The organism is Sporomusa sp. KB1 (assembly GCF_007830295.1).
In the GTDB taxonomy this organism is placed as follows: domain Bacteria; phylum Bacillota; class Negativicutes; order Sporomusales; family Sporomusaceae; genus Sporomusa.
The window spans coordinates 3,535,656-3,548,542 of sequence record NZ_VLKC01000002.1 but is presented as its reverse complement, the minus strand read 5'-3'; the positions used below and the strand labels follow the sequence as shown (position 1 = coordinate 3,548,542).

13 protein-coding genes are annotated in these 12,887 nt (G+C 41.1%); 5 read left to right on the top strand and 8 right to left on the bottom strand.

Annotated elements, in window-relative coordinates; genetic code table 11:
- Positions 1-132 precede the first annotated feature (132 nt).
- Complete coding sequence (locus SALPA_RS20090; RefSeq protein ID WP_145098085.1) at positions 133-2,229, bottom strand: methyl-accepting chemotaxis protein; 2,097 nt, start codon at positions 2,227-2,229, stop codon at positions 133-135.
- 241 nt (positions 2,230-2,470) lie between these two features.
- The gene (locus SALPA_RS20085) at positions 2,471-2,914 is read right to left on the bottom strand and encodes a YmaF family protein (protein ID WP_186451152.1); all 444 of its coding nucleotides are present in this window, start codon (positions 2,912-2,914) and stop codon (positions 2,471-2,473) included.
- Between the two features lie 607 nt (positions 2,915-3,521).
- Here SALPA_RS20085 and SALPA_RS20080 point away from each other — a divergent pair.
- The 4 genes from SALPA_RS20080 to bioB (SALPA_RS20065) all read left to right on the top strand — a co-directional run bounded on the left by SALPA_RS20080 (position 3,522) and on the right by bioB (SALPA_RS20065) (position 7,279).
- On the top strand, positions 3,522-4,610 hold the full coding sequence (locus tag SALPA_RS20080) for an inorganic phosphate transporter (RefSeq protein ID WP_145098079.1): 1,089 nt from the start codon (positions 3,522-3,524) through the stop codon (positions 4,608-4,610).
- A 59-nt stretch (positions 4,611-4,669) separates the two neighbouring features.
- Positions 4,670-5,068, top strand: a complete 399-nt coding sequence (locus tag SALPA_RS20075; protein WP_145098076.1) for an arsenate reductase ArsC — start codon at positions 4,670-4,672, stop codon at positions 5,066-5,068.
- Positions 5,069-5,284: 216 nt separating this feature from the next.
- On the top strand, positions 5,285-6,274 hold the full coding sequence (gene bioB / locus SALPA_RS20070; protein WP_145098073.1) for a biotin synthase BioB: 990 nt from the start codon (positions 5,285-5,287) through the stop codon (positions 6,272-6,274).
- A 9-nt stretch (positions 6,275-6,283) separates the two neighbouring features.
- Positions 6,284-7,279, top strand: a complete 996-nt coding sequence (gene bioB / locus SALPA_RS20065; RefSeq protein ID WP_145098070.1) for a biotin synthase BioB — start codon at positions 6,284-6,286, stop codon at positions 7,277-7,279.
- A gap of 74 nt (positions 7,280-7,353) precedes the next feature.
- Here the strand turns inward: bioB (SALPA_RS20065) and SALPA_RS20060 are convergent, their stop codons facing one another.
- The 4 genes from SALPA_RS20060 to SALPA_RS20045 all read right to left on the bottom strand — a co-directional run bounded on the left by SALPA_RS20060 (position 7,354) and on the right by SALPA_RS20045 (position 10,234).
- Positions 7,354-7,887, bottom strand: coding sequence for an ECF transporter S component (locus tag SALPA_RS20060; RefSeq protein WP_145098067.1), 534 nt, complete (start codon positions 7,885-7,887; stop codon positions 7,354-7,356).
- Positions 7,888-8,177: 290 nt separating this feature from the next.
- Positions 8,178-8,606 carry a Fe-S cluster assembly scaffold protein NifU gene (gene nifU, locus SALPA_RS20055; protein WP_145098060.1) on the bottom strand — a complete coding sequence of 143 codons (429 nt, stop codon included), beginning with the start codon at positions 8,604-8,606 and terminating at the stop codon, positions 8,178-8,180.
- Positions 8,596-9,801 carry a cysteine desulfurase NifS gene (gene nifS / locus SALPA_RS20050; protein ID WP_145098058.1) on the bottom strand — a complete coding sequence of 402 codons (1,206 nt, stop codon included), beginning with the start codon at positions 9,799-9,801 and terminating at the stop codon, positions 8,596-8,598. Before nifS ends, nifU begins: the two co-directional genes overlap by 11 nt.
- Positions 9,794-10,234 (bottom strand): Rrf2 family transcriptional regulator, encoded by a 441-nt coding sequence (locus SALPA_RS20045; protein WP_145098056.1) that lies wholly within the window; start codon positions 10,232-10,234, stop codon positions 9,794-9,796. The genes nifS and SALPA_RS20045 overlap by 8 nt, the downstream gene beginning before the upstream one ends.
- 214 nt (positions 10,235-10,448) lie before the next feature.
- Here SALPA_RS20045 and SALPA_RS20040 point away from each other — a divergent pair, with 214 nt between their 5' ends.
- A complete protein-coding gene (locus SALPA_RS20040) occupies positions 10,449-10,700 on the top strand; it encodes a transposase (protein ID WP_145098054.1) in 252 nt (83 codons plus the stop codon).
- Positions 10,701-10,939: 239 nt separating this feature from the next.
- On the opposite strand, the gene SALPA_RS20035 is transcribed toward SALPA_RS20040, so the two are convergent.
- Together SALPA_RS20035 and SALPA_RS20030 are read right to left on the bottom strand one after the other, a co-directional pair.
- Positions 10,940-12,223 (bottom strand): ammonia-forming cytochrome c nitrite reductase subunit c552, encoded by a 1,284-nt coding sequence (locus SALPA_RS20035; protein WP_145098052.1) that lies wholly within the window; start codon positions 12,221-12,223, stop codon positions 10,940-10,942.
- On the bottom strand, positions 12,216-12,689 hold the full coding sequence (locus SALPA_RS20030; protein WP_145098049.1) for a NapC/NirT family cytochrome c: 474 nt from the start codon (positions 12,687-12,689) through the stop codon (positions 12,216-12,218). Before SALPA_RS20030 ends, SALPA_RS20035 begins: the two co-directional genes overlap by 8 nt.
- Between the last annotated feature and the right edge of the window lie 198 nt (positions 12,690-12,887).

The window sequence follows — 12,887 nt, the reverse complement described above, 5'->3', positions numbered from 1 at the left end:
CTACTGGATTTGTCCGAATTAAGCACTCCCTTTTTCGGAATATTTGCAAGGATTTCAGGAGTGGACACGGTCTATTTCATTAACGCGATGGTGATTTCACTTCTGCAACCATTAAAAACTTCTCTACCCTTGTTATAACTTGAATCTATTTACAAGCGAATTTAATTCTTCAGCCATTTTAGCAAGACTATTGCTAGCATCGGTAATTCCTTGCATGGAGGCAGATTGTTCCTCCGTAAATGAAGAGATCGTATGAATATGATCTGCGGCACTTGCTGTTTTTTCCTTCACGTTTTCAGATAATCCAACTACATTTTCGCTTGATGCTGTCAATTGTTCGGCAGCGGCGGTAACTTCCTGAATATTATTATTGAGACCTTGTATCTGGGAAACAATTTGCCGAAAGCGCTCCCCGGCAACAGTAACTACCTCTGCGCCCTGGGAAACCTCCTGTGCTCCCTGATTTATTACAGAAACTGCGACCTGGGTTTCTTTTTGTATTTCATTAATTATGCCTACTATCTTTAGCGCAGCTGCTTGTGACTGTTCTGCCAATTTACGCACTTCTTCAGCAACAACTGCAAAACCCCTTCCCTGTTCACCTGCCCGGGCAGCCTCAATAGCAGCGTTAAGGGCAAGAAGATTGGTTTGGCCCGCTATACCACTTATCACATCAACTATCCCGCTGATTTGTTTAGAACTTTCTCCTAAATTTTGCACGACCTGCGCTGAATGGCGAACAGACTGGCTAATGATGTTTATTTGATTATTCGCATCATCAACTGAACGGCCGCCATCCTCAGCCGACTGGCTGGTTTGATAGGATTGTTCTGATAGCTTTGCCGCTGTTGTGGCAATATGATTTATTGCCACGGCCATTTCTTCCATAGCCACTACAGATCTGGCTGCATCCTCCACCTGAACAACCGTGGCCGCCGATACCTCGCTTATTGCTTCAGCTATATGGGTAGCAGCCGTTGATGATTGTGACGATGTATTATGAAGCTGGTCACTATTTACGGTTATTTTATCAGTTACTGTAACAACTTGATTTACGAGACTTCGCAAATTTTCAGTCATTGTAGCAAATGATGAGATCAGCATGCCGATTTCATCGTTGGGTTTATTGGAAATTGTTATCGGAGCCAAATCCCCTTGAGCTACCCTGATTGCAATAGTCGCTAATTGTGAAAGTCGCTTGATAATTTTTTTGTTAACTAGATAATTCAGACAGAATATCAGTAAAATCACAACTATCAGTATTAAAACCAGATCTGTATATAGTACATTATATAAAGCACTATACGCCTCAGAAATCGGATACATAAGGATCAAATATAACCCAGTATCTCCTATTGGCGCATATACGGCAAACATATTCTGACTATTAAGTTTTGTGATCCCGGATTTAGCAGCTTGAATCACTGTTTCGCCAAATTTTCTCAGCTCATCATCTTCAGCTTCTGTTATTTTGGCAGACAAGTCTTGAGCAAAAGTTACTGGATTGTTTTGCTTTTCCATATCAGCTTGCTGCTTTCCCCGATAGTTTCCAATATAAAAACCTTCTTTGGTAACTACATAGGCAAACCCCTGTTTACCGACTTCAACAGTATTTAGCTGCTCCTTGAAACTATCAAGTGTAAAGTCAGTTGTAGCCACTCCAATCTTGTTACCGTTTTTAATTATCGGGGCAACACAGCTAACCCATATTTTGTTTTTATCAAACGAATCGGCATAAGGAGCTGTGTATTTAACAGGACTATCGGCATTAATGCCCAGCTTATACCATTCTTTTGAAAAATAGTCGGACTTCCCGTCGCTGTAGTCCCATGTCAAAGTCGCATTACCACTTTTATCTTTGTAGATATAGGGCCAATAATATTTATTAGTGGCTTTATAGCCATATGGTTCAAAAGAGTAGCCACTACCAGCAATGACACTGCTTTTCGCAACTATCTTATTTGTGAAACTGAAGATTACTTCTTCGTTATCCGGCCTTATCCCGATAAGGTAAGATAAATCAACAGCATCATTTGCGACTTCTTTTAGCGGCAGATATAGTTTGTTTGCCTCTTCTTCAGCCTGAAGGATTAACTGTTTTTGAATCTGTACTGAAGCAAATTCATTAAATTGATACAATGAAGTCACTGCTTGCACACTGAATGCAAGAATCGTTATAACTGATATCATGATAATTAACTGAGTCCTAATACTTTTCACTCTACTCACCACTCACCCTCTTAATATATTTGTATTTCTCGCCTTATTAATGCGCCCTTATTACTAAATAGCATCATTCATGCCAAGGTGGTTTTATTCAGCACCACAGCAGCACTCTATCTTGTTATAACTTACGGTTACTATCAATCTCGTGTCCACTTCGCTCAACAAAAAAAGCCGGGCAAGGTGATGGCAAATCCACCCCAACCGGCTCATTATCTAGCACTATTCAATTGATACCTCTTTACTATTAATCATCTTCGCGCTTACAGCCCTTATGATCGTGATCGCAGTCTTTATGATCACAGTCTTTTTCTTTATGATCGCAGTCACATTTCTTTTTTTCTGGCGCAGTGTCTGTCGTACTGTTGAAGGAATGTGCATGCCCAAGTACACAGCTTGTTTCACCGCAGAATTGATGTGTGTGTTCATCTCCTGCCACTTCAATAGCTGGCCCTGTAACCACATCAACTATGTGCCAATGAATTGGTCCGCCTTTCGGATCGGAAGTAGTAAGAACACAAATACGATGAAAATGACTGTGGCCTGAATAGATTGCCGGACCTGTTGTTCCCAGAATGCCATGTTGGTGATCGCAGGCTACATCCACGATAGTGATAAACGCATGATTATGCTCTATATTTTCGTAATCCGTTTCTACATAATAATGCTGTCTCTGAGTTTCTTCACTCAAAATTTTCACCTCCTTTATCAACATAATATTCATTATATTTAGGATAAGTGATTACATAATGCCTCTTTATTGTATAATATATATTTTGCGTTACTGCTCGGCTTATGCCCTCCTGTAATCACCCATGAATGGGAATTGTCCATTTTTCGCAGAATGGTTATCGTGATTTGATGGACAGTTCAATGTAGGAGTAAAACATTTCAATTGCAGTTATATTTATACTTGCAATCAATGAGACGTTACTATATAATGGAATCAGGTAAAACACACCGCAAAACTGGAATCGCAGTTATGCCATTTTTTTCGTCCTTGACAATTGCAAGTATTTTTTATTTTGCAATTGTCAAGATACTGGTCTTTGTTTCTCTCACAGTGGGACGTATCGTTGTCAGTCTGCCAAAAAAGTGCTCGAAATTTGCGTGCATTAAACCGCAAGGACTTGTTGATACTGAGCCGACCTATCACTACACTGGTGGCGAATGCTGCCAACTAGTATATAGGGACAATGGGAATCATTTTTATTACTTCTTGTACCCGCTTAACTTGAGCGTTGAAATAAAAGAAACAAAACAATGAGCCTTATATTAGGGCAGAAAAGAGGTATTGGATGAATAACACTGTTGTAGAAAACAATACTGTACCACAATCCACTAATTATACTAATTGGGTGATAACTGGTTTGATGATGTTAGTAGTTGCCATTGGGACTCAAGTAGTTTTTCATGCCGGATGGATTTTATCCGTAGGCACAGCTTGTATGGCTTGGCTTGCTTACGAAAACGGCGGGAATGATATATCTAAGAGCGTTGCAACGCTGGTGGGCGGTGGAATAGTAAACTATCGAACAGCTATTCTAAGTGGATCGATTGTAACCCTCTTAGGGGGAATTACATCAATATGGCTTGGCGGGCAAATGGTTAAGCTATTTTCATCAGGAATATTGGAAGGAACAACGTTTCCACCATCAATCGGCTTAGCAACATTGCTTGGAGCAATCGCTTGGGTTGCACTTGCTACAAGAGTTTCAATGCCGGTTTCTACTACACATGCGATGACTGGTGCTATTATAGGGGCCGGTATAATTTCTTTAGGAGCTAATCATATCAATTTTGGGTCGCTGGTTGGCAAAGTGGTTATTCCACTACTAGCTAGTCCTGTCATCTCGATTGTAATAGCATATATTTTATGGAATATAATTACGAGACTACCTGAAGGTCGTTACCTCCGTTTAGTACATTTTTTGTCAAGTATGTTTGCAACATTTGCAAGGGCAATGAATGATACGCCCAAAATCGTCGCACTCGGGGTTTTTATTGTTATGACTACCGATATCAATCAAACAACTATACTTACCCCACTTTTTCTTGTAACTGCAGTTGGAATGACTTTAGGTAGTTATGTTAAAGGGCTTCCAGTAACAAAATTGCTTGCAGAAAAGATTACTAAAATGGATGATCGTGAAGCATTGGGGGCCAATTTAACAACCGCCTTCTTAGTTAGTTATGCGTCTAATTTGGGGCTTCCAGTTTCTACGACGCATGTAATTTCTTCAGCAATTATAGGATTTGGACTTAAAAAAGGTTCCGGTGGGGTCGATTGGAAAGTAGTTAGAGATATGCTATTGTCATGGGTGGTAACCCTCCCCGTATCGGCAATATTTGGAGCAATTTTATACTTTCTACTCCGTAGCTTGTAGCTTATTTTTAGGTTTAGTTTGAAAGTAATTTATTAAGGGTTAAATAGGGGTGTTAATAATTGAAGCGGGTAGCTTTTATATGCGTTCATAACTCTTGTCGTTCTCAAATGGCAGAAGCGTTTGGAAGAGTAATGGGATTAGGAGTGTTCGAATGCTTTTCTGCTGGTACTGAAAAAAGAGACATAATCAATCAAGATGCAGTTCGGATAATGAAAGAGATAGGCATAGATATGGAATTTCACCAGCGACCAAAGATGTTTCATGAGATTCCAGAGCCTGAGATTGTGATAACTATGGGATGCAATGTTGATTGCCCAGCTATTCCTTGTTGTCACCGCGAAGATTGGGGATTAGATGATCCGTCTGGAAAAAGTGATGCAGACTTCAGAGTGATAAGAGATAGTATTAAGAAAAAAATGGAAGAGCTTGTCCGTAGAATTAAATGCAACATCATTTAACAAATTGGCATTTTGACAAGTATTTGTATTAATTTCAGAAGTAGATAGCGTAAAGAACCTTAGTCAAATTTTTGACTAAGGTTCTTCAGTATCCTATCTTAATAAATTTGAAAGGAACATATAAGTTTACAATTCACCTTAAACAATATAAAATGATATTTAGTTGGTAAACCATTTATTTTTATTAGGTTAACTATATGCAAAGGGAGACTAGAGATGGACTCTAATGAAATAATTCGTCTTGGTGAACTGGTTCTGGAAGGTCATATAGTCAGTGAACAAGAGGCTATATCCCTAACAGATACTTGTGAGGATGATATTCCGCTGCTTGGCGCTTACGCCAATAAAATACGCACCAAGTTTGCCGGTAAAAAAGTAGACATGTGCGGAGTTATCAATGCGCGTTCAGGGTTATGCACTGAGGATTGCAAATTTTGTTCGCAATCCGTATACCATCAGACTAACTCCCAGCCTTTTCCCCTAATTTCCAAACAGGAAGCCCTGGATTCAATTACTAATCTCTCTAAGGCTGGCGCTGAACGGGCAAGTATCGTAACTAGTGGTAAAGGAATGGACAATGATCCCGATTTTGAACGTATTGTTACACTTATTAAGCATGTTACAACAGAGTCTACAATTAATATTTGCGCAAATCTAGGTACCATTAGTTATTCTCAGGCTACTTTTTTAGTTAAATCGGGAATCAAGCGATATGCTCATAACCTTGAAACAAGTCAAAACTTCTATCCCCAAATATGTACTACCCATCCCTATCAGGAACGTTTGAACACCTTACTGGCGGCAAAGAAGGCCGGTCTAGAACTATGCTCCGGGGGTATTATCGGGCTGGGTGAGGGTTGGAATGACCGGATTAGCCTGGCACTTACTTTGCGTTCACTGGATATTGATTCAATTCCCATCAATATCCTAAATCCAATACAAGGCACCTTATTAGAAAAACAAACTCCGCTATCTCCGCTTGAGATTCTTAAAACCTTTGCCATCTTTCGATTTATTTTACCCAGCAAAGTAATCCGCCCCGCAGGTGGCAGAGAAATCAATTTGCGAGACATGCAGGGAGCAGTTATGCTGGCAGGTGCTAATGGCTTGCTTGTGGGCAACTATTTAACTTTTGGCGGACGCGACATCGCTAAAGATTTTATCATGGTAAATGATGCCGGTTTAGTCCCCATTCTAAATAACTAGGAGGCAAACATGATGAATTATGATTTAATTTTTACGTTAGGTAAAAAAGTTCTTAACCGTGAGCAATTAACCTTTGCAGAAGCATTGCAGCTTACGCAAATTGACGAAGCTGATATCCCCCTCTTACTGGGTATTGCCAATAAAGTACGCATAAAATTTACTGGTAACCAGGTAGATACTTGTGAGATAGTTAATGCCCGTTCGGGTGGTTGCTCGGAAGACTGTAAATTTTGCGCACAGTCCGCTCACCATGATGTAAAATTCGACAGTTATCCTTTACTGAGCGAAGATCAGATTCTGCAAGCGGCAAAAGCTGCTGAATCCCATGGTGCCTATCGATTTTGCATTGTAACTGCCGGCTGTGGTATGAAGCACGACCCGGACTTCGAAAAAATTACCCAGTCAATACAATGCATTGGGCGTGAAACAGGTCTAGAACGCTGTTGTTCATTGGGCATTTTAACTCCTGATCATGTTAAGGCGCTAAAATCAGCAGGGATTACACGCTATCACCACAATCTTGAGACAAGTAAAAGTTTTTTTAATCAAATTTGTACAACACATACCTATGATGAACGGGTAGAAACCATTAAGAATGTTAAGGCAGAAGGCTTAGAAGTCTGCTCTGGCGGTATTATTGGCTTGGGTGAAACTTGGGAACAGCGCCTTGAACTTGCCTTTGCACTTAAAGAATTAGATGTTGATTCAATACCTATTAATGTCCTAAATCCCGTTAAGGGAACTGCCCTCGAAGACTGCCCCCCTCTTAAACCAATGGAAGTGCTGCAAACCTTTGCGATTTTCAGATTAATCCTGCCTACTAAAATCCTTCGCTATGCCGGTGGCCGCGAGAAAGCATTAGGAGAACTTGTTCCACTGGGGTTCCTTTCCGGAATCAATGGCATGCTAATTGGCAACTATCTTACCACAGCCGGGCGCGGAGCAGCTGCCGACCTTAACACAGCTCGCCGCTTGGGACTCAAACCCATTTCAGAGCATGCATAAATAAACTGACCCCTGCCATTGTGGCATGGGTCAGTTTATTTTTTAGTAAAATAGGCTGTGCTGGAAGTATCTTTTTATTTGCGGCTTGCCGCCCAAGAAATAACAGCCACATGCTTTCTCAACTTGACTACAATAGGCAGCACGATTACTGACGCCACACCGATCTGAACGAGATTACCGGGCACCGACGTCATCGGTGCCAGCAAATTGCCGTAAATAACCCCTTCAGCACCATAATAACCAACCACCTTAATAAGACAAGCTGCCGCCAAGGCCAGAACATAAGCCGTCAGGCTCCGGTGCTTTTCGCAGATAGCGCCAACTGTATACCCCATAAGACCGACAATGACCAGCGTAAAGGGAGCCCATAAAAACCAGCCGCCCACTACATCAAAAAGAGCCATGCCGATTCCTCCTGCCAAAGCGCCTAAGTAGCGCCCGTAAAGAATGGCGATAATAAAGAGAGGCACATTCCCCAAATGAATTAGACCGCCATTGGCTGCAATAGGAAGACGAACATTTACAAATACCGTACAAATAAAAACGAGGGCAATGCCCAATGCTGCATAGACAAGTTGTTTTGTTTGACTGAAGGATTGTTGTTCCATACCGGCTTTCCTACCTTTCCAACCTTCTAAAATATTGACTTTGCAAACAATAAGTTTCACTTCTTCTGAACTTTTGCGTAATTAATTTAATGCTCGACTATGACAATGGTGGCTTTATCGAACCGTAAATTTGTGAGAGAAGAAAAAAGGTCAGAAATCAAGCGATTAAAACTTGATTTCGACCTTTAGTTTTCTAATCAGTCGAGCAAAATACGTATAGATTTTACTGCTTTTTATAAATGTTGTCAACATCAACTAAGATTAAAGTTGATTTTCATTTAGAATACATGTTATTCTCCATGCACCTGAGCGTGGATATCATCATGTTCCTTAGTATCCCAGGGTTCCAGACCAACAGACTTTCTATATTCATTAATAGCTTTATGAACAGCTTCCTCTGCCAGAACGGAACAGTGCATTTTAACAGGAGGCAGACCATCAAGAGCTTCCGCTACCGCCTTATTACTCAGTTCCCAGGCTTCCTCCAATGTTTTTCCCTTAATCATTTCGGTTGCCATACTTGAGGAAGCAATTGCAGAACCACAGCCGAAAGTATTGAATTTTACATCAGTAATCCTATTATTTTCAACCTTCAGGTAGATTTTCATAATATCACCGCAGACTGCATTGCCAACTTCGCCGATGCCGTTGGCATCATCAATTTCACCGACGTTTCTTGGATTCATAAAATGATCCATTACCTTTTGGCTATATTGCATGTTTCTTCATCTCCCCTTGTTCTTGTAAGTGTTTTTTCCATAACGGCGACATGTCTCTGAGCCGCTGTACAATTCCAGGCAATACTTTCAAAACATAGTCAATATCTTCTTCTGTTGTAGCACTTCCCAGTGAAAGCCGCAAGGATCCATGAGCAATTGCGTGGGGAAGTCCGATCGCTAGTAATACATGAGATGGATCAAGCGAACCGGAGGTACATGCACTGCCACTGGATGCGGATATACCTTTACTGTCCAGCAACAGCAGCATGGATTCTCCTTCAATAAATTCAAAGCAGATGTTTACATTTCCCGGCATCCTTTTTTCGCTGTTCGGACCATTCAACTTACTGTATGGTATGCAGGAAAGTCCTTTGATTAACTTATTACGTAAATAAACAAGTCTGTCGTTTTCCGTTTCCATCTCTTCCGTAGCCAATTCAAGAGCTTTACCTAAGCCGACAATACCGGCAATGTTTTCTGTTCCTGCCCGTTTTCCTCGCTCCTGGCCTCCTCCATGAATGAGGTTGTCAATCTTGACTCCTCTACGAATATAGAGAGCACCTACTCCTTTAGGACCATAAAATTTATGAGCGGCAAGAGTTAACAGGTCAATATTCATTGCTTTGACATCAATTGCTATATGACCTACTGCCTGTACAGCATCTGTATGAAACAATACCTTTTTTTCCCGGCAAATATTGCCGATTTCCTGTATTGGCTCGATTGTTCCAATTTCATTATTGGCAAACATAACTGAAACTAGCAGGGTTTTATCGGTAATAGCTTGTCGCAACTCATCAGGGTTGATAAATCCCTCTGAATCAACCGGAAGATAAGTCACTTCAAATCCGTTTTTTTCTAGAAATTCGCAAGTATGTAAAACAGCATGATGCTCGATTTTGGTAGTAATGATATGATTGCCACGGTGTTTATTAGCGAAAACAATGCCTTTTAATGCCCAGTTGTCAGCTTCAGAACCGCCACCAGTAAAATAAATCTCATCTTTATTGGCATTCAGGGCTTTTGCCACCTGTTCCCTGGCGTGGTCGATGGCATTTTCCGTGACGCGTGACATCTCATAGATAGAAGATGGATTTCCAAAATAGGTGTTTAAATAGGGAAGCATTTCTTCATAAACCTGCGGTTTTATGTAGGTAGTGGCCGAATGATCCAGATAAACGCGAATATTACTCATCTTTTACACCTTCCTTAATAGCCTTCATTTTACTATAATCATCAATCATATCCTGTAGTGTGGTTGACTTTAACACATTATCGATACTGTCCTTTATCCTGACCCAGAGAAGTCTTGTGGCACAACAATCAATATTATCGCAGACTGTATCCTCAATACAATCTGATATTTCTATAGAGCCTTCAAGGACATTAATAATGTCATAGACTGTTATTTCGGCCGGTGACCTGTTTAATGAATATCCACCGTGAGCTCCCCGTATACTTTTGACAATGCCGGCTACGCGAAGTTGGGCAAATAACTGTTCCAAATAATATTCTGAAACTTTTTGCCGTTGGGCAATCGCTTTTATTGAAACATGCCCATTTTCCTGGTTGATAGCAAGCTCCAATACTGCTTTAACTCCATAACGCCCCTTGGTTGACAACTTCATTGTATCACCACCTAAACCAGAGTGAATTAGTCTGATTTAATTATAGTAATTCCTATCGTATTTGTCAACATTAGCATTACTCGTTTTAAAATTCAATTTTTCTAGTATTCTTAAAGTACAGTTTGTCAAATTCGGCTCACATTAGACTGTATCCCGAAAAATGGGCACCTTGCTATTCCTGGCCTTTCCATTGTATCAACTCAACTGACTCAACATGTGTTTTGATAGAAAGACGATACTCATACTTTCCGGTCCACTCGCTGTTGTTCGATATTTGGGAAGGTACACGCACCGGATAGCCCTATCCAATACCCGCATTGTCGCCATGGATGAGCATACGGTGACAATTACCGTAAGAGACTCCAACGAAAACCATCAGATAAAAACGCTAACGCTCAGTGGCGTTGAATTCATCCGGCGGTTTTACTGCATGTACTTCCCAAAGGTTTTGTCAAAATTTCCTTGACGATTTCTTGTGCAAAAGTTCTATACAAAATACCTTCAAAATTCATTCCTTGACTAGTTCTTGTACTCATGGCGCAATATTATCGGCACCGTTAAAACTTCCGTATCCAGTCTTTCCTGCTTTCTTTTTGAACCTCACACATACAAAGGCGAGATTGCTTTACTATGTCGCAATACCAGAGATCCCCTCTAGTCATTACGAGCGATAGCATAGCAATCTCGTCCTAATTATCACCTATTTTATAAATAATTGGTGCCGGCGGCTTTATTTGCGGCATCAATTGCCTGATGAGATAAGTCAATCGCCTGTCCTAGTGTGTTAAGTTCCTGCACAGGATTGTGAAAGCCCATACTATTGGCTGCGGCAACATAGTCCCAGTACCATTGGGCCTGACGCAGAAGCTCACGTGCACTGGCCAATTGATTCTGGTTGGCGGCACCACTTGTACTGGCCTTTTGAATGGCGCCATGCGCTCTAGCAATATTTTGTCCTGCCGTATGCTGAAGCTGCCAAACATTATCCTGGAAGGCTTTTACCTGGCTGAACAATAGCTCTTTTCCTTGCGTATGACATGGTGAACAAGATTCATCAAGTGTTTTAAGTGGACTTGTTATCCAATGCGAAGTGTATTTTTGCCCACTTTTACGCATATATGGCATATGACAGTCAGCACAGGAAACGCCAAATTGACCGTGAACACCATTCTGCCATTCTTCATAGTCTGGGTGTTGCGCTTTTAAGACAGGTACCTGGGAATCTGTATGGATAAAATCCTGGGTAAAACCGTTCGGTTTTGTTGAATAGTATTCGTACATCTGCTGTGGTGTCAATCCTTTATCCCACGGAAAAATAACCTTAGAAGTACCTGGTTCAAAATAGTATTCCGAGTGGCATTGAGCACAAACATAACTACGCATTTCCTCCCGGCTAGCTTTGCTCACATCAATGCCACGTTTCTGCATGCCCTCAATAAAGGCGGGGTTAATGACTCGAAGACCCATTGTTTCGGGATCATGGCAGTTAGCACAACTGATAGGATGTTTAGCTCTATCCATCAATTCAGTGAGTGGCTTCGTTGCATAGCCCCAGCCCATCTCTTTGTAAAATTGTTCGATGTAAGGAGTTTTGCAAGTAATACAGGCTCCTTTAGCGGCTGGACCAATCCGTTTGGATTCACGCAGATCTTCCAATGCATAGGGGTGGCCTCTATCTTCGGTATAGTCTTTGCTAAACGCATTGCCTTTAAAATTAGTGTATAACTCTGGCTGCATCTCGGCTTTTTGTACTTTGACGCTACCGCCGTAACCGGTCGGAGATGGTGTCGTTTCTAAATTCTTTTTATAACCAGCATACTCTAACGGATAATTTTTACCCCATGTCTCAACATCATATTCACCGACAGAAAGCTTAACAAGGTTAACGGTTGACTGTGGTTTAAAAATCCAAACCCGGCTAATAACTATACCGGTAAACAGAACAACAAGCGTTAAAAACGCAATCAGCAAATTTTGAGTTCTATTCAACGTGAACTCCCTCCTTAATAACAATCTGGTTATGAATCATACCCCGGTGACATTTCGTACATGATTGTCCGCCTGTGGACATAAAGGTATTGGCAACAGTGTGAGCATGGCAACGTAGGCAGTTGCGTTCGATAATTGCTCTGCCTTTAGCGCTCACCTTAATCGTGTCAGGATAGTCCCGCAAGAATTCATGGTAAGTGTCGTTCATGCCAGTTTGATTTTTTACAATCAACTTTTCAACAATATTTTCTTGGGGTAAGTGGCAGTCACCACAAGTAAACTGACGATGGTTAGAAACTTGCCACGTGGCTGCAACATATTTCATAGAGTGACAACTGCTGCAAAAGGAGGCCTTATCAGCATACGCGATGCCACCGCCAGCGATAGCCAACCCAACAACAGCGGCTAGAGCCCCCATCAATATCAGCTTAATACTGTTCTTTTCCAAGTACTTTTTCCAGTCCAAAATGTCACTTCCTTGATTATAGCTTCATGTCCGCACTACTATTTGCTCTATTAGATTTCCAATCTTGGAATTGTTTATGCACTGGACTGGATAAACCAATCAACCAAAAGTTTAATTTTTCCCTACTACACTACTGAAATGAAAAAAGGCTACCGACAGGTAACCCCCAATTTTTAGACTGTTCCTTTTTCGTACTAC

Bases quoted from the DNA above. Each gene is read 5' to 3' on its own strand.
- SALPA_RS20080 (WP_145098079.1), top strand. From the start codon at position 3,522: ATGAATAACACTGTTGTAGAAAACAATACTGTACCACAATCCACTAAT.
- SALPA_RS20040 (WP_145098054.1), top strand. From the start codon at position 10,449: ATGTGTTTTGATAGAAAGACGATACTCATACTTTCCGGTCCACTCGCT.
- nifU (WP_145098060.1), bottom strand. From the start codon at position 8,606: ATGCAATATAGCCAAAAGGTAATGGATCATTTTATGAATCCAAGAAAC.
- bioB (WP_145098073.1), top strand. From the start codon at position 5,285: ATGGACTCTAATGAAATAATTCGTCTTGGTGAACTGGTTCTGGAAGGT.
- SALPA_RS20060 (WP_145098067.1), bottom strand. From the start codon at position 7,887: ATGGAACAACAATCCTTCAGTCAAACAAAACAACTTGTCTATGCAGCA.
- nifS (WP_145098058.1), bottom strand. From the start codon at position 9,801: ATGAGTAATATTCGCGTTTATCTGGATCATTCGGCCACTACCTACATA.
- SALPA_RS20045 (WP_145098056.1), bottom strand. From the start codon at position 10,234: ATGAAGTTGTCAACCAAGGGGCGTTATGGAGTTAAAGCAGTATTGGAG.
- bioB (WP_145098070.1), top strand. From the start codon at position 6,284: ATGATGAATTATGATTTAATTTTTACGTTAGGTAAAAAAGTTCTTAAC.